This window comes from Oceanimonas sp. AH20CE76 (assembly GCF_039654065.1).
GTDB classification, from domain to species: domain Bacteria; phylum Pseudomonadota; class Gammaproteobacteria; order Enterobacterales; family Aeromonadaceae; genus Oceanimonas; species Oceanimonas smirnovii.
The window spans coordinates 2019833-2035088 of record NZ_CP155481.1 but is presented as its reverse complement, the minus strand read 5'-3'; the positions used below and the strand labels follow the sequence as shown (position 1 = coordinate 2035088).

General features: G+C 58.2%; 12 protein-coding genes. 8 read left to right on the top strand and 4 right to left on the bottom strand.

Annotated elements, in window-relative coordinates; genetic code table 11:
- Positions 1 to 13: 13 nt before the first annotated feature.
- Both carB and N2M06_RS09830 read left to right on the top strand, forming a co-directional pair.
- On the top strand, positions 14 to 3241 hold the full coding sequence (gene carB / locus N2M06_RS09835) for a carbamoyl-phosphate synthase large subunit (protein WP_346350668.1): 3228 nt from the start codon (positions 14 to 16) through the stop codon (positions 3239 to 3241).
- A 255-nt stretch (positions 3242 to 3496) separates the two neighbouring features.
- Positions 3497 to 3700: a cold-shock protein gene (locus N2M06_RS09830; RefSeq protein ID WP_317074830.1), complete on the top strand. Its 204-nt coding sequence runs from the start codon at positions 3497 to 3499 to the stop codon at positions 3698 to 3700.
- 67 nt (positions 3701 to 3767) lie between these two features.
- On the opposite strand, the gene ansA is transcribed toward N2M06_RS09830, so the two are convergent.
- On the bottom strand, positions 3768 to 4787 hold the full coding sequence (ansA, locus tag N2M06_RS09825) for an asparaginase (RefSeq protein WP_346350667.1): 1020 nt from the start codon (positions 4785 to 4787) through the stop codon (positions 3768 to 3770).
- Positions 4787 to 6622 carry a signal peptide peptidase SppA gene (gene sppA / locus N2M06_RS09820; RefSeq protein WP_346350666.1) on the bottom strand — a complete coding sequence of 612 codons (1836 nt, stop codon included), beginning with the start codon at positions 6620 to 6622 and terminating at the stop codon, positions 4787 to 4789. The genes ansA and sppA overlap by 1 nt, the downstream gene beginning before the upstream one ends.
- Before the next feature lie 182 nt (positions 6623 to 6804).
- On the opposite strand from sppA, the gene N2M06_RS09815 reads away from it, so the two are divergent.
- Positions 6805 to 8811 carry an NADPH-dependent 2,4-dienoyl-CoA reductase gene (locus tag N2M06_RS09815; RefSeq protein ID WP_346350665.1) on the top strand — a complete coding sequence of 669 codons (2007 nt, stop codon included), beginning with the start codon at positions 6805 to 6807 and terminating at the stop codon, positions 8809 to 8811.
- Between the two features lie 58 nt (positions 8812 to 8869).
- Positions 8870 to 9424 (top strand): NAD(P)H nitroreductase, encoded by a 555-nt coding sequence (locus N2M06_RS09810; RefSeq protein ID WP_019934914.1) that lies wholly within the window; start codon positions 8870 to 8872, stop codon positions 9422 to 9424.
- A gap of 44 nt (positions 9425 to 9468) precedes the next feature.
- Here N2M06_RS09810 and mobA read toward each other — a convergent pair whose 3' ends face one another.
- On the bottom strand, positions 9469 to 10059 hold the full coding sequence (mobA, locus tag N2M06_RS09805; protein ID WP_346352174.1) for a molybdenum cofactor guanylyltransferase MobA: 591 nt from the start codon (positions 10057 to 10059) through the stop codon (positions 9469 to 9471).
- A gap of 155 nt (positions 10060 to 10214) precedes the next feature.
- On the opposite strand from mobA, the gene N2M06_RS09800 reads away from it, so the two are divergent.
- The 3 genes from N2M06_RS09800 (at position 10215) to N2M06_RS09790 (ending at position 13141) form a co-directional block, all read left to right on the top strand.
- Positions 10215 to 11423: an MFS transporter gene (locus N2M06_RS09800; RefSeq protein WP_019934912.1), complete on the top strand. Its 1209-nt coding sequence runs from the start codon at positions 10215 to 10217 to the stop codon at positions 11421 to 11423.
- A gap of 67 nt (positions 11424 to 11490) precedes the next feature.
- Positions 11491 to 12330, top strand: a complete 840-nt coding sequence (locus N2M06_RS09795) for a DNA ligase (RefSeq protein WP_346350664.1) — start codon at positions 11491 to 11493, stop codon at positions 12328 to 12330.
- A 46-nt stretch (positions 12331 to 12376) separates the two neighbouring features.
- Positions 12377 to 13141 carry an NRDE family protein gene (locus tag N2M06_RS09790; RefSeq protein WP_317074835.1) on the top strand — a complete coding sequence of 255 codons (765 nt, stop codon included), beginning with the start codon at positions 12377 to 12379 and terminating at the stop codon, positions 13139 to 13141.
- 9 nt (positions 13142 to 13150) lie between these two features.
- On the opposite strand, the gene N2M06_RS09785 is transcribed toward N2M06_RS09790, so the two are convergent.
- The gene (locus N2M06_RS09785; RefSeq protein ID WP_019934909.1) at positions 13151 to 14107 is read right to left on the bottom strand and encodes a LysR family transcriptional regulator; all 957 of its coding nucleotides are present in this window, start codon (positions 14105 to 14107) and stop codon (positions 13151 to 13153) included.
- Positions 14108 to 14293: 186 nt separating this feature from the next.
- On the opposite strand from N2M06_RS09785, the gene N2M06_RS09780 reads away from it, so the two are divergent.
- Positions 14294 to 15226 carry a sodium-dependent bicarbonate transport family permease gene (locus N2M06_RS09780; RefSeq protein ID WP_346350663.1) on the top strand — a complete coding sequence of 311 codons (933 nt, stop codon included), beginning with the start codon at positions 14294 to 14296 and terminating at the stop codon, positions 15224 to 15226.
- The last annotated feature ends 30 nt before the right edge of the window (positions 15227 to 15256 follow it).

Genomic DNA, 15256 nt, shown 5'->3' with positions numbered 1-15256 from the left:
GTAGGGTAGAGACATGCCAAAACGTACAGACATACAGAGCATTCTGATCCTGGGTGCCGGCCCCATCGTGATCGGCCAGGCCTGTGAATTCGACTACTCCGGTGCCCAGGCCTGCAAGGCCCTGCGCGAAGAAGGTTATCGCGTCATTCTGGTCAACTCCAACCCGGCCACCATCATGACCGATCCGGAGATGGCCGATGCCACTTATATCGAGCCCATCGACTGGCAGGTAGTGCGCAAAATCATCGAGAAGGAGCGGCCGGATGCGGTGCTGCCCACCATGGGTGGCCAGACCGCACTGAACTGTGCGCTGGAGCTGGAAAAGCACGGCGTGCTGAAAGAGTTCGGCGTGGAAATGATCGGTGCTACCGCCGACGCCATCGACAAGGCTGAAGACCGCTACCGCTTTGACAAGGCGATGAAGAGCATCGGCCTGGAATGCCCCCGTGCCGGCATTGCCCATAATATGGACGAAGCCTACGGCGTGCTGGATCAGGTGGGTTTCCCCTGTATCATTCGCCCCAGCTTCACCATGGGCGGCACCGGTGGCGGTATTGCCTACAACCGGGAAGAATTTGAAGAAATTTGTACTCGCGGTCTGGACCTGTCGCCCACCAACGAGCTGCTGATCGACGAATCCCTGATCGGCTGGAAAGAGTACGAGATGGAAGTGGTGCGGGATCGCAATGATAACTGCATCATCGTCTGTGCCATTGAAAACTTCGACGCCATGGGTGTGCACACCGGTGACTCCATCACAGTGGCGCCGGCCCAGACCCTGACCGACAAGGAATACCAGCTGATGCGCAACGCCTCCATGGCGGTGCTGCGTGAAATTGGTGTGGAAACCGGCGGTTCCAACGTGCAGTTTGGTGTGAACCCCAAAGACGGCCGCATGGTCATCATCGAGATGAACCCCCGTGTGTCCCGCTCTTCGGCGCTGGCCTCCAAGGCCACCGGTTTTCCCATCGCCAAAATTGCCGCCAAGCTGGCTGTCGGTTACACCCTGGACGAGCTGCAGAACGACATCACCGGCGGCCGCACTCCGGCATCCTTTGAGCCGGCCATCGATTATGTGGTGACCAAGGTTCCGCGCTTTAACTTTGAAAAGTTTGCCGGTACCAACGATCGCCTGACCACACAAATGAAGTCGGTGGGTGAAGTCATGGCCATCGGCCGCAACTTCCAGGAGTCAGTGCAGAAAGCCCTGCGCGGCCTGGAAACCGGCATGAACGGCTTTGATCCCATTGTTGACCTGAACGATCCGGAAAGCTTGGCGCGCATTCGCCACGAGCTGCAGGATCCGGGTGCCGAGCGTATCTGGTACATCGCCGATGCTTTCCGTGCCGGCATGAGCGTGGACGGCGTGTTCAAGCTGACCAACGTTGACCGCTGGTTCCTGGTGCAGATTGAAGAGCTGGTGAAGCTGGAAGAGCAGGTGAAGGATGCCGGTATGGCCGGTCTTACTCCCGAGCTGCTGCGGGCGCTGAAGCGCAAGGGCTTTGCCGACGCGCGTCTGGGCAAGCTGCTGGGCGTGGCGGAAGGCGAAGTGCGCAAGCTGCGTCACCGTCATGAAATCTTCCCGGTGTACAAGCGGGTGGATACCTGTGCCGCCGAGTTTGCCACCAACACCGCCTATATGTACTCCAGCTACGACGAAGAGTGCGAGGCCAATCCGTCCGATAAAGACAAAATTATCGTACTGGGTGGCGGCCCCAACCGTATTGGTCAGGGTATCGAGTTCGACTATTGCTGTGTGCACGCCTCGTTGGCACTGCGTGAAGACGGTTACGAGACCATTATGGTCAACTGTAACCCCGAGACCGTCTCCACCGACTACGACACCTCCGACCGTCTCTATTTTGAGCCGGTGACCTTGGAAGACGTGCTGGAAATCGTACGGGTCGAGCAGCCCAAGGGCGTGATCGTGCAGTACGGCGGTCAGACTCCGCTGAAACTGGCACGCGCTCTGGAAGCGGCCGGTGTGCCTATTATCGGCACCAGCCCAGACGCCATTGACCGCGCTGAAGACCGCGAGCGCTTCCAGCAGGCGGTGGATCGTCTGGGCCTCAAACAGCCCCAGAATGCCACCGTGACTGCACTGGATCAGGCCGTGAGTCTGGCTGTGGATATCGGTTATCCGCTGGTGGTGCGCCCGTCCTATGTGCTGGGTGGCCGTGCCATGGAAATCGTCTATGACGAGCAGGATCTGCGCCGTTACTTCAATGAAGCGGTCAGTGTATCCAACGAGTCTCCGGTACTGCTGGACCGCTTCCTGGACGACGCCACCGAAGTGGACGTGGATGCCATCTGTGACGGCAAAGACGTGGTGATTGGCGGTATTATGGAGCACATTGAGCAGGCCGGCGTTCACTCCGGTGACTCCGGTTGTTCTCTGCCGCCCTACACCCTGAGCCAGTCCATTCAGGATGAAATGCGCGAGCAGGTACGCAAACTGGCGCTGGAGCTGGGCGTAGTCGGTTTGATGAACGTGCAGTTTGCGGTCAAGGGTAATGATATTTATCTCATCGAGGTTAACCCCCGAGCTGCCCGTACCGTACCCTTTGTGTCCAAGGCCACCGGTGTGCCCCTGGCTAAAGTGGCGGCCCGTGCCATGGCCGGCAAGTCTTTGGCTGAGCAGGGTATTACCGAGGAAATTATTCCGCCTTACTACTCCGTGAAGGAAGTGGTACTGCCGTTCAACAAGTTTCCCGGCGTTGACCCGCTGCTGGGCCCGGAAATGCGCTCTACCGGTGAGGTGATGGGCGTGGGTGAAACCTTTGCTGAAGCCTTTGGCAAGGCGCACCTGGGTGCCGGCAAGGCCGTACCGAAGGAAGGCCGTGCGCTGCTGTCCGTGCGTCACAGCGACAAGCAGCGGGTGGTTGACCTGGCCGCCAGCCTGATTGCTGCCGGTTATCAGATTGATGCCACCCACGGCACCGCCGTGGTATTGGGTGAAGCCAATATCAATCCGCGTCTGGTGAACAAGGTGCATGAAGGTCGTCCGCATATTCTTGATCGCATCAAGAACAATGAGTACACCTACATTATTAACACCGCGGAAGGTCGTCAGGCTATTGAAGACTCCCGTCAGCTGCGCCGCGGCGCGCTGGCGCAGAAGCTGTCTTACACCACGACCCTGAATGGTGGTTTTGCCACCGTGATGGCCATGGAGCACGACGCTACCGAGTCAGTCATTTCCGTACAGGAAATGCATGCCCGGGTGGCCAGCGGCAAATAAGCCGGGGTCACTTGAAGTCAAAAGGCACCTTCGGGTGCCTTTTTTAGTGCTGTACAAAAAACATTCAACTTATTTGTCGATAGTGTTTGACGCCATGCCTCCACTACCGTAGAGTGCACCTCAGCAAGATTCTCAAGTCAGCGCAGCATCAGTACTTTGTTGGTCCTTACGGCTCCATAGTCACCACGCTTCCTTATTTGATTTATTGCGGTTCCGGGCATTTGCCCATTCATATGTTTTAAAAGGAAAGTATACATGGCTACTGGCACTGTAAAATGGTTCAACGAGTCCAAAGGTTTTGGTTTCATCACTCCCGCTGACGGCGGCAAAGATCTGTTTGCCCATTTCTCCGAAATCGTTGGCACCGGCTTTAAAACCCTGGCCGAAGGTCAGCAGGTATCCTACACCCCGGCTGAGGGTGCCAAGGGTCCTCAGGCTTCTCAGATTCAGGTTCTGTAATCATTTTTAAATGATTTAAAACCTAAAAAAACCCGCTTCGGCGGGTTTTTTACGTTTCAGGCCCGGGTCAGCCGGCGGGTGCCGTCAGCTCGCCCCTGAGGCTTTGCCCCATCAGCCGGCGCACTTCATCAGCCGGCAGATTTTTGCTCAGCAGATAATGCAGTTTGGTCAGAGCGGCTTCCGTGGTCATGTCATAGCCCGACAGCACACCGGCGTTAGCCAGTGCCTTACCGGGCGCATAGCCTTCCATGTTGACCGAGCCGCGGCGGCATTGCGTGAGGTTCACAATGATCACTCCCCGTGCCGACGCTTCACTCAGCAGCTCCAGCATGGCTGTGCTCTGGGGAGCATTACCCACGCCGTAAGACAGCAGCAGCAGGGCTTTTACCGGCTGGCGCAGCAGGTTGCCAATCACTTCCGGGCTGATCCCCGGATACAGGGTGACCACACCAATGGGCTGAGGCGTAATGGCACTGACAGTGAGCGGCTTGCCGCTGGGCTGGCTGAGCTTGCCGGCCTCAAGGCTGATATGAATGCCGGCATTGAGCAGGGGCGGGAAGTTGGGGGAGTCAAAGGCGTTAAAGCCGTCGGCGTGTACCTTGCTGGCCCGGTTGCCCCGGTACAGCCGGTTATTAAAGAACAGCCCCACCTCACGAATGGGAAACTCGGCGGCAATATAAAGTGCATTAAGCAGATTGTTGCGACCGTCGGAGCGCAGCTCCACCAGCGGAATTTGTGAGCCGGTGACGATCACCGGCTTGTCCAGATCTTCCAGCATGAACGACAGCGCCGAGGCGGTAAACGCCATGGTATCGGTGCCGTGCAGCACCACAAAGCCGTCGTAATCGTCGTAGTGGGCACGAATATCATCGGCAATGTGCTGCCAGTCGGCAGGGGTCATGTCAGACGAATCCATCAGCGGATCATATTCACTGATGTGATACGCCGGCATTTCCGGCCGGTGCAGCTCGGGCGTGGCTGCCAGCGTGTTGGTCATAAAACCTGCCAGGGGCACATAGCCTCTGGCGGATTTCTGCATGCCGATGGTGCCGCCGGTGTAGGCGATATAGATTTTTTTGCGGCTCATTAAAACTCCTGACACTCAACACACAGCACATACTGGCCACGGATATCGTTAAACTGGCTCAGGGTATTCAGCTCGTTATTCAGTTGCTCAGCCGCCGGTCGTAGTACCTCGGGCAGAGCGGTCTGAAGCAGCGCCTGTGCATCCAGTCTGGAGTCCAGCAGCTGAGCCATCAGCAGCTCTTTAGGAGAGCGGGGCAGTTGTACCGGTTTTATCCGGTATTCACCCAAGCCAGCCAGCTCGGCGGCGCCGGCCAGGGCATCATCAAGATACCCCAGCTCATCGACCAGCCCCAGGGCCTGAGCATCACTGCCGGTCCATACATGGCCCTGAGCGGCGGCTTCCACCTGCTTGGGCTCAAGTTCACGTCCTTTTGACACCAGGGTGACAAATTGATCGTAGGTGTGCTCTACACCCAGCTGGATCAGCTCCTGGGCATGCTCGGGCAGGCCGGTGGTCAGGCCGGCACCGACAAAGTCGGTAGTGCCCACACCATCGGTATTCAGGCCCAGCTTTTCCAGCGCGTCTTCAAAGGTAAGAAACAGACCAAATACGCCAATGGAGCCGGTGAGGGTGGTGGGGGCGGCATAGATTTTATCGGCGTCGGCGGCAATCCAGTAGCCTCCCGAGGCGGCTGTGCTGCCCATGGACACCACCAGCGGCTTGCCGCTTTCCTTGAAGCGCAGCAAGGCAGCGCGGATCTGCTCGGCGGCAAAGGCACTGCCGCCGGGGCTGTCGATGCGAAGTACCAGTGCATTCAGCTCATTGTCACGGCGGGCGCGGTCAATCAGGCGGGACAGCTGTTCATCATTGATGGTATTAGGTGCCGGCTCTCCGCCCATAATGGCACCACTGGCGGTAATCAGACCAATGGCGGGAGCCGTGCTTTGCTCGTTAGCAGCGTAGGTCAGATAGCGGCTTACACCCACGCTTTGATAGGTGCCGGCGGCATGATCCCAGCCGGCTATCTTACTCACTTCCACCAGCATGTCATGACGAGTAGCCAGTTTATCTACCAGTCCCTGTTCCAGTGCATACTGGGCCGGATCACCACCTACTGCCCGAAAGCGGCTTAGCAGCAACTCCTTGCCCGGGCTGATATGATCAGCAGGAATATTACGCAGTGTGCTCACATTATCCTGATAATGCTGCCACAGCTGGCCCAGCCAGCGCAGTGCGTCTTCCCGGCTCTCAGCGGACATGTCATCGCGCAGATAGGGCTCCACAAACGACTTGTAAGTGCCCACTCTGAACACATGGGGCGTAATATCAAAACGCTCAAAGGATGATTTGTAATGCAGCCGGTATACGCCCAGCCCCTGAATGGTGACGGCACCGGCGGGGTTCAGCCAGATCTCATCGGCATGAGCCGCCAGGTAATACTGGCCCTGAGTGTAATAATCGCCAATGGCGTAGACCGGCTTGCCTGACGTTTTAAAGCTTTCCAGAGCAGCGCCGATTTCATCCAGTTTGGTCAAACTTGACTCTGTCATGTTCTGTAGTCTGAGCACGACCGCCTTGATGCTGTCATCGTGGCGGGCTGCAGCAAGTGCCTGCTTGATTTGCTCCAGAGTCAGCGGCGGGGGAGCGCTGTCGCCGGCCAGCCATTTGTTGAACAGGCGGCGCGGACTGCTTTGAATATCCTGCTCCAGCACAGGGCCGTTTATTTCCAGTGTCAGCGCAGCACTGGAGGGCAGCACCGGTGCCTCTTTTTCGCCAAAAAATATTACGAAGAAACCCAACAGCCCCAATAAAAAAAACAGGTTGACGATCAGAGAGCGAAAGATGCTCAGCACTCGGCCCAGAGTGCGAAATATCCATTTAATGGCAGACCACATAAACAGCGCCTTAAACAAGAGGGTCGAATTAGTCCATTATGGCGGCAGCATGGTCACAATGCCACGGTCAGCGATGGTAAACGAAGACAACTTCACGAAAAAATGAGTTAAACACGTGTTTGAAATTTGTGCTGGCATCTTCTAATTTAATCAGGCCTTTCCTTTGATTACCGAGAGAGTTTATGCCTGCCTATCCTCATTTGTTGTCTGCTCTGGATCTGGGTTTTACTACTCTGAAAAACCGCGTGATCATGGGATCCATGCATACTGGTCTGGAAGAAGAACGCGGCGGCGTTGACAAGCTGGTGGCCTTTTACCGTGCGCGGGCCGAGGGCGGTGTGGGACTGATTATTACCGGCGGCATCGCCCCCAGCGTTCGCGGCCGGCTGGCACCCAATGCGGCCCAGCTGAGTTTTTGCTGGCAGCTGGCCCGTCATCGCAAGCTCACCACAGCCGTGCATGAGGCGGGCAGCAAAATTGCTCTGCAGATATTGCATGCGGGCCGCTATGCCTTTCATCCTTTTGCCGAGGCACCCTCGGCAGGTAAATCCCCGATCAGCCGGTTCTCTGCCAGTGCCATGAGTGAGCGCCGCATTCGCCGTTGCATTGCCGACTTTGCTGATACAGCAAGCCTGGCAAAGCAGGCAGGATACGACGGCGTGGAAATCATGGGCTCGGAAGGCTATCTCATTAATCAGTTTCTGTGTTCACGCACCAATAAAAGAACCGATGCCTGGGGCGGCAGTGCCGCCAACCGCCACAGACTGGCGCTGGACATAGTCCGTGCTGTCCGGGCCCGGGCGGGACAAAACTTTATTATTATCTTTCGGCTGTCCATGCTGGATCTGGTGGAGCAGGGCTCCAGCCTGGAAGAGGTAATTGCCCTTGGACAAGCGCTGGAGCAGGCCGGCGTTACCCTTATCAATACCGGCATCGGCTGGCATGAGGCACACATTCCCACCATTGCTACCTGTGTGCCCAGAGGGGCCTTCAGCTGGATTACCGAACGCATCAAACAGCAGCTGACCATACCGGTGGTGGCCACCAACCGCATTAATACGCCTGAGGTGGCGGAGCAGATTCTGGCCAGCGGCCAGGCCGATCTGATCTGTATGGCCCGGCCCTTTCTGGCTGATGCGCGTTTTGTGGCCAAAGCCGCCGCCGGCATGCCGGAGCGCATCAATACCTGCATTGCCTGTAATCAGGCCTGTCTGGATCGCGTATTTAATGGTAAGCGTGCCAGTTGTCTGGTCAATCCCTTTGCCTGTTATGAAACCGAGCTGACGGTCACTCCTGCCAAGCATGCCAAAAAGCTGGCGGTGGTGGGGGCCGGACCCGCCGGCCTGGCCTTTGCCTGCACCGCTGCCGAGCGGGGCCATATCGTCACGCTGTTCGAGCAAAGCGGCGTGATTGGCGGTCAGTTTAATTATGCCCGGCGCATTCCCGGCAAAAGCGAGTTTACCGAGACGCTGCGCTATTTTACCCATAGATTGCAGCAAACCGGTGTGACCCTTCGGCTGAATACTCGGGCTGAAGTGCCCATGCTGGCGGACTTTGACGAGGTGATTCTGGCCACCGGTGTCCGGCCCAGGTGGCCGAAACTTGAGGGCATTCAGCACCCGAGCGTGGTCAGCTACATCCAGATATTAAGCGGTGAGGTGATGCCCGGACGCAATGTGGCCATTATCGGTGCCGGCGGCATAGGCGTGGATCTGGCCCATTTTCTGGTGGCCGAGCCTGAGCCAAGCCTGAATGACTGGTTACAGGAGTGGGGCATTGATCGCCAATATCGTCAGCCCGGTGGCCTGATGCCGGCGCATACGCCCGAGCCCGGGCGGCAGGTGTGGCTGTTGCAGCGCAAGCCCCAGGAGCCGGGGCGAGGGCAGGGCAAAACTACCGGCTGGATCCACAAGGCCGGGTTGCGCCACCATGGTGTGCATCTTTGGGGCGGTGTCACTTACACCCGCATTGACGATCAGGGGCTGCATATAGAGCGCAATGGCACAGCAGAATGCCTGCCGGTGGATCAGGTGGTGATTTGTGCTGGCCAGGAGCCCGAGCAAAGCCTGAACGCCGCCCTTGAGCAGACCGGCAAGCCGGTACATGTCATTGGTGGAGCCCATGTGGCTGCCGAGCTGGATGCCGAGCGCGCCATTCGTCAGGGCACAGCGCTGGCACTGCGCATATAGCCTTTATGACCGGCCTTCGGGCTGTTATGGTAGCGCGGTCTGAATACAGGAGAACATCATGGACGCACAGGAACTGTTACTGAACCGCCATTCCAACCCTCGTCTGATTGCGCCGGCCCCCGCCGGTGAGCAGCTCAATACCCTGTTTCGTGCCGGCCTGCGGGCACCGGATCATGCCGGGCTGACCCCCTGGGAATTTATTGTGTTTGAAGGCGAGCAGCGCAACGCTCTGGGTGATGTGCTGGCCGCTGCTGCCAAAGCTCAGGGCGAAAGTGAAGATGCCATCGACAAGGCCCGCCATGCTCCCTTGCGTGCGCCCATGGTGATCACTGTGGTGGCCAAGGTGAAAGAGCACGGCAAGGTGCCGCGTCTTGAGCAGGAGCTGTCTGCCGGCTGTGCCCTGATGGCCATGCAGATGGCGGCCCAGAGCATGGGTTTTAACGGCATCTGGCGCACCGGCTGGTTTGCCTTTGATCGCGGTGTTCACCGTGATCTGGGTCTTGAAGAGCAGGATCAGATAGTGGGCTTTCTCTATCTGGGCACGCCGGAAGTGGAAGTACGCCGGCTGCCCGAGCGCGATCCGGCCCAGTTTGTGCGCTACTTCGGCCGTTAAAAACGCCAACTTGCCGCTCAGATGCCGGCCGCTGCCGGCATTTTTTATGGGGCTTTGCTGGCTTCCAGCGCCTGCAGTGCGTCGGGAGTATTGAGGTTATAAAAGGCTTCGGGCATGTCACTAAAGTCCACCGGTACCAGCCGGTGCTGCTCAAACCAGAGCTGTAGCTTACGATCGCCGCCATCCAGATAGTTGCACAGGGAAGGCAGCAGCGACTGATGAATGAGCGCAGTAGCCGCATGCAGCTGAGTGCCGTCATCCACTACGGCAATATCATCATGGCGGTGCACGGCGGCACACAGGCGGGTGGCCAGGCAATCCGGGATCAGCGGGCTGTCGCAGGGTACAAACAGTACCCACTCGCTGGGAGCGTGAGCCAGTCCGGCCTGAAAGCCGGCAAGCGGACCGGCATAAGACAGTTCACTGTCGGGAATAACGGTTGCCAGCTCGCGATATTGCGCCAGGTTGCGATTGGCGTTGATCATTACCTGTCCGGTTTGTGGCTTCAGCCGCGCCAGTAAATGGCAGACCAGCGGTTGCCCCCACAATGTCAGCAGCCCCTTATCGGCTCCCTGCATGCGCAGGCCCCGGCCACCGGCCAGAATAACAGCGGTAATGTCTTTGGGATCCAGCATCATTTAATCCAGTCAGGTGCTTTTCAATGAATGGTAACTGGTTGCCGTATAAAAACGGAGTGCTGTGGTCACATAAGCCAGTAATTTTAATGGCTTGAGCCCAGGCCTTATCACTTTTACCATGGGTCGTTAATCATCAATAAGGTATAACAATAATGAGTGCTCCTTCCGTGTCGGACGACCCTTTTTACGGGCGTCCTTTTGTTGCTGCCCTGGCGGTAATTGCTCTGCTGCTGGCTGCCGCCAATCTGCGTGGCGGCCTGGTGGTGGTGGGACCGCTGGTAGAGCAGATTCGTGAAGGGCTCAACATCAGCGCCAGCGCCTTCAGTTTGCTGACCACGCTGCCACTGATCTGCTTTGGTATTATTTCCCTGTGTGTGCCGGCCTTGTCACGGCGCTGGGCTCCCCAGACCCTGGCCATCGGCGGCCTGCTGATTATCAGTCTGGGCGTTTTGCTGAGACTGGTAAATAACTACCCAGTAGTGCTGCTGGGCACTCTGTTACTGGGAGCGGCGATTGCCCTGCTGAATGTGCTGATCCCCGGTCTGGTAAAAGCCTTTTTCCCCCGCAAGGTGGGGCTGATGACGGGGCTTTATTCGGTCACCCTGAGCGCCGGGGCCGGACTGGGAGTGTATCTGGCAGTGCCGCTGCTGGAGCGTTTTGGCCACTGGCACTATCCGGTGGCACTGTGGGCGCTGCTGCCGGTGCTGTGCATCTTGTTCTGGCTGCCCATGGTGAAGGTAAAAGGCGTTGGCAAGCCTGCCAATCCGCTAAAAGTCAGCCTGTGGCGCAGCAAAATTGCCTGGGCCATTACCTTTTATATGGGGCTGCAGTCGTTTTATTTTTATTCCATGGCCACCTGGCTGCCGAAAATTCTGCTGGAAAGCGGCCTGACTGCCCATGATGCGGGCACAGCCACCGCCCTGATTAATCTGGTGAGCATTCCATTCAATTTTCTGGTGCCGATAATGGCGGCGCGCATGGCTAATCAGCGTACTCTGGTGCTGGGTATTTTTCTGGCTTCCTTTACCGGCATTGCCGGCCTTTGGTGGCAGCCTGCTACCGCCCCTCTGCTGTGGGCCTCGCTGATCGGCATCGGCTGTGGCGGTGCCCTGAGTCTGGCGCTGTCGTTTTTTGTGCTGCGTGCCACCAATACCGCTCAGGCCACGGCGCTGTCGGCCATGGCTCAGAGCATTGGTTATTTGCTGGCGGCTACCGGCCCGGCAGCGCTGGGGCTTATGCGGGACTGGGAAGGCGGCTGGCAAACGGCACTGGTACTCATGATGGTGCTGCAGTGTGTACAGCTTGTCTGTGGCTTGCTGGCCTCACGACCCGTAAATGTGGTGCCCGATCAGGATAAATAATCTGCTTTGTTGCCCAGCGGCTAGACTTTGCCGCACACATTGTGAGTGGGCTATTAAGGAGATTGTGATGAAACCCGAATCGCTGTTCCTGTCTTTGTTGTGGCTGACGCCGGCCTTGTCGGCACTGGCGGACGCACCGCCGCTGCAGCTGGCATCTGAGTATGCGCCGCACTATAACCCGGCGGATTTTCTGGTCAGCGAAAAACTGGATGGGGTGCGGGCATACTGGAATGGCCGTGAGTTAATGTCCCGGGCCGGCAACGTTTTTGCGGTGCCCGGGTGGTTTATTGAAGGTTTTCCCGATACGCCGCTGGACGGCGAGCTCTGGCTGGGGCGGGGCCGGTTTGCCGAGTTGTCGGCGGCGGTACGCCGGTTTGAACCGCAAGATGAGGAATGGCGTCGGATCCGTTTTATGGTATTTGACACCCCTGACAGCAAGAGACCGTTTGAGCAGCGCTCAGAACAACTTAAGCAGCAGATTGCTTCCCTGAATGTGCCCTGGCTGCAGTGGGTCACCCAACAGCGGGTGAGCGATGCCGCTGCGTTGGCCGCTTTGCTGGATGAGATTAACGCCCAGGGCGGAGAAGGCCTGATGCTGCATCATCGTCAGGCGCTTTATACCGCCGGCCGTAATCAGAACCTGCTGAAATTAAAGCAGTTTCAGGATGCCGAGGCCACAGTGCTGGCCTATCTGCCCGGACAGGGAAAATATACCGGCATGATGGGTGCTTTATTGGTGGAAACCGACGATGGCCGTCGCTTCAAGCTGGGCACCGGGTTCAGTGATGAGCAAAGACGCAATCCGCCGGCTTTGGGCAGCACGGTGACTTATCGTTACCGGGGCGAAACCGCCACCGGCTTGCCCCGCTTTGCCAGCTTCTGGCGAGTGCGTGAAGACGCACCCTGACACTGGCATGGTGACGGGCCCGTGAACATCAAGAAGGAACGCCGTTTTGTGTTTGATCGCCTTTAACTGGCAACCGGCCGAGGGCCGTTTGTTACTGCTGGCCAACCGGGATGAGTTTTATGCCCGCCCCACCGAGCCGGCCCGCTGGTGGCCGGACCAGCCTTACCTTTGGGCCGGGCGGGATCTGCAGGCTGGTGGTACCTGGCTTGGCATCACCCGTGCCGGCCGCTTTGCCGCCCTTACCAATGTCCGTGAAGGTGCGCCTCGGGCCGGAAAACGCAGCCGGGGTGAGCTGGTGACCGGTTTTCTTACCGGTCAGCAGGGGCCGGCCGAGTATATGCAGCAAATGCTGCAACACGGGCATGATTATGCCGGCTTTAACCTGCTGGCAGGGGATGTATTGAAGGGCGAACTCTATTATGGCGGCAACCGGACCGGCGCACCGGCTTATGCTCTTGACCCGGGAATATACGGCTTGTCCAATGGCCTGCTCAATACTCCCTGGCCCAAGACGCTGCGGCTGAAGCGCGGGCTGGCAGCCCTTGATCACAAGGACGAAAAAGCACCACTGGCGCTGCTGAGCGACGCTACTCAGGCACCCGATGGCCGCCTGCCCGACACCGGCATTCCCTTTGAGCTTGAGCGGCGGCTGTCGTCGATATTTATCACCGGTGACGACTACGGTACCCGGGCCCAGACGGTGCTGCAGGTTGAACGTAGCCGGGTAACCATCACCGAGCAGGGACGGGGGCCACAGGGCAGCATGCTGGAAACAAGCAGAGCCGGATGGCGGCTCGACGCGCTTACTTGAACGCCGCATTCATGGTTTATTTCCCGGCTTATTAATATGCCCAAGCAGGGCGGCCAGATCCTTGTCTATGTAGCTTTCCTTGACACAGGCGGCCAGGTGGTCGTTGATAAAACGCACAAAATTGGCGGCGGCGTAGGGCAGGCGGCGGTTGCCATGGCACACCAGATACCAGTGGCTGGAGAGCGGAAATTCCGGCAGGGCGGGGCGGCCCAGCCGGTGCTCACCTTCCAGCGTATGCTCCGACAGCACCGCCAGCCCCAGGCCCTGCTCCACACTCATGCGAATGACTTCGTTGCTTTCTACCTGCATCACCCGCTTCAGCTGCAAATTACGCTTGCGCAGCCATTCTTCAAACACCAGCCGGGTGGCACTGCCCGGCTCACGCAATAAAAAACGTTCATGAAGCAGTTCGGCGAAGTTTGCCGGCGGTTGTTTGACCGCCCAGTGATCCGGCGGTGTGATCAGCACCAGCGGGTTGTGAATAAAGCGACTGCTGAGGGTGTGCTCACCACTGGGCGGGTGGCTGAACAGATAAAGATCGTCCTGCTGATAGCGGTGACGCTCCAGAATATAACCCCGGTTGCCCACGCTGATGGACACTTCCACTCCCGGAAACTGGCGGTTAAAGGGCCCCAGCAGCCGGGGCAATATGTATTTGGCGGTGGTCACCACGCCAATGCTGAAGCTGCCACGGGTACCCTGGCGGGCGTCCTGCAGAAAACCGCCAAAATCTTCAAAGCGCGACAGTGACTCCAGTGCCGCATGATACAGCTCGGTGCCGATAAAAGTGGGTTTCATTCTGGTATCCAGCAGGGGCTCACCCACGGCTTCGGCCAGCCGTTTAAGCTGCTGGGACACGGTGGGCTGGGTCAGATGCAGCTCGGCGGCAGCCCGGGATACCGAACCCAGCCGCACCACTGTCACATACACCTGCAGCAGGCGAAAGGTCAGATGACGAACATTCATGGAGTATTATCTATATGAGTGTTATGTAACATTTATTGGCAACTATAACGAAGCCAGCGCAAAATGGCCCTACTTTTCAAAGCCGGCTTCGGCCGGAACACATATTCACAAGCCGTTTTCCATACCAGCAGGTCTTTGACCCTGTTGCAGGCTTGGTTGTGCCTAACAAACATAGAGAGGAATCATATGCCAGACATAGTGGTGGCGTTTTTTGCGCTGGGCGTGGTGGCGGGGCTGGCCCGCTCCGACTTACAGGTGCCCAAGGCGGCTTACGATACGCTGGGGATACTGCTGATGCTGACCATCGGCTTCAAGGGCGGCTTGTCACTGCATGGCAATCTGCACTGGCAGCTGGTTCCCGAGCTGCTGGCGGTGGCGTCACTGGGCGTATTAATTCCGCTGGCGTGTTACCCGCTGGCGCGCCGGTTGCTGCGTCTGGACAGGGCCAATAGCGCCAGCCTCGCCGCCCACTACGGCTCTGTCAGTGCCGGTACCTTTGCGGTGGCCCTGGCTTATGCTCAGACCCTGCAGCTGGAGATTGCGCCGGAAACCACGCTTTATCTGGTGTTGCTGGAGCTGCCCGCCATTATTGTGGCCATCTCATTGTACAAGCGCCTCTCGGGGCAGGAAGGCGGTGTAAGCAGCGGCAGCGTCTGGCATGAAGCGTTGACCAGCCGCGGGGTAGTGCTGCTCACCGGTGGTGTGCTGATTGGTTACTTTTATGGCCCCGAGCGGGCGGCACCGGTGAGTGAACTGTTTATTCATGCCTTCAAGGCGCTGCTGGCGCTGTTTTTGCTGGAAATGGGCCTGTGTGCCGCCAAAGCGCTCACTCCTGTGCCCTGGAAGCGCTGGCCGGTGATGCTGTTTGCGCTGCTGGCCCCACTGGCGCTGGCTAGCCTGGGCGCACTGGTAGCCTCAGCCCTTAATCTGCCCGCGGGCAGTGCCCTTATTCTGGTAGCGCTGGTGGCCAGTGCCTCTTATATCGCAGCACCAGCCGCCATCGGGGCTTCCATTGAAAAGGCCGATATTGGTCTGGCCATGCTGGCCTCACTGGCGGTGACCTTTCCCTTTAACGTACTTATCGGCGTCCCCCTCTACGCCCGCTGGCTGGCGGCTTAATACACACAGCATGCGAAGCATCAGCGCGGT

Excerpts from the sequence above, each read along its gene's own strand:
- carB (WP_346350668.1), top strand. The coding sequence starts at position 14 with ATGCCAAAACGTACAGACATACAGAGCATTCTGATCCTGGGTGCCGGC.
- N2M06_RS09830 (WP_317074830.1), top strand. The coding sequence starts at position 3,497 with ATGGCTACTGGCACTGTAAAATGGTTCAACGAGTCCAAAGGTTTTGGT.
- ansA (WP_346350667.1), bottom strand. The coding sequence starts at position 4,787 with ATGAGCCGCAAAAAAATCTATATCGCCTACACCGGCGGCACCATCGGC.
- sppA (WP_346350666.1), bottom strand. The coding sequence starts at position 6,622 with ATGTGGTCTGCCATTAAATGGATATTTCGCACTCTGGGCCGAGTGCTG.
- N2M06_RS09815 (WP_346350665.1), top strand. The coding sequence starts at position 6,805 with ATGCCTGCCTATCCTCATTTGTTGTCTGCTCTGGATCTGGGTTTTACT.
- N2M06_RS09810 (WP_019934914.1), top strand. The coding sequence starts at position 8,870 with ATGGACGCACAGGAACTGTTACTGAACCGCCATTCCAACCCTCGTCTG.
- mobA (WP_346352174.1), bottom strand. The coding sequence starts at position 10,059 with ATGCTGGATCCCAAAGACATTACCGCTGTTATTCTGGCCGGTGGCCGG.
- N2M06_RS09800 (WP_019934912.1), top strand. The coding sequence starts at position 10,215 with ATGAGTGCTCCTTCCGTGTCGGACGACCCTTTTTACGGGCGTCCTTTT.
- N2M06_RS09795 (WP_346350664.1), top strand. The coding sequence starts at position 11,491 with ATGAAACCCGAATCGCTGTTCCTGTCTTTGTTGTGGCTGACGCCGGCC.
- N2M06_RS09785 (WP_019934909.1), bottom strand. The coding sequence starts at position 14,107 with ATGAATGTTCGTCATCTGACCTTTCGCCTGCTGCAGGTGTATGTGACA.
- N2M06_RS09780 (WP_346350663.1), top strand. The coding sequence starts at position 14,294 with ATGCCAGACATAGTGGTGGCGTTTTTTGCGCTGGGCGTGGTGGCGGGG.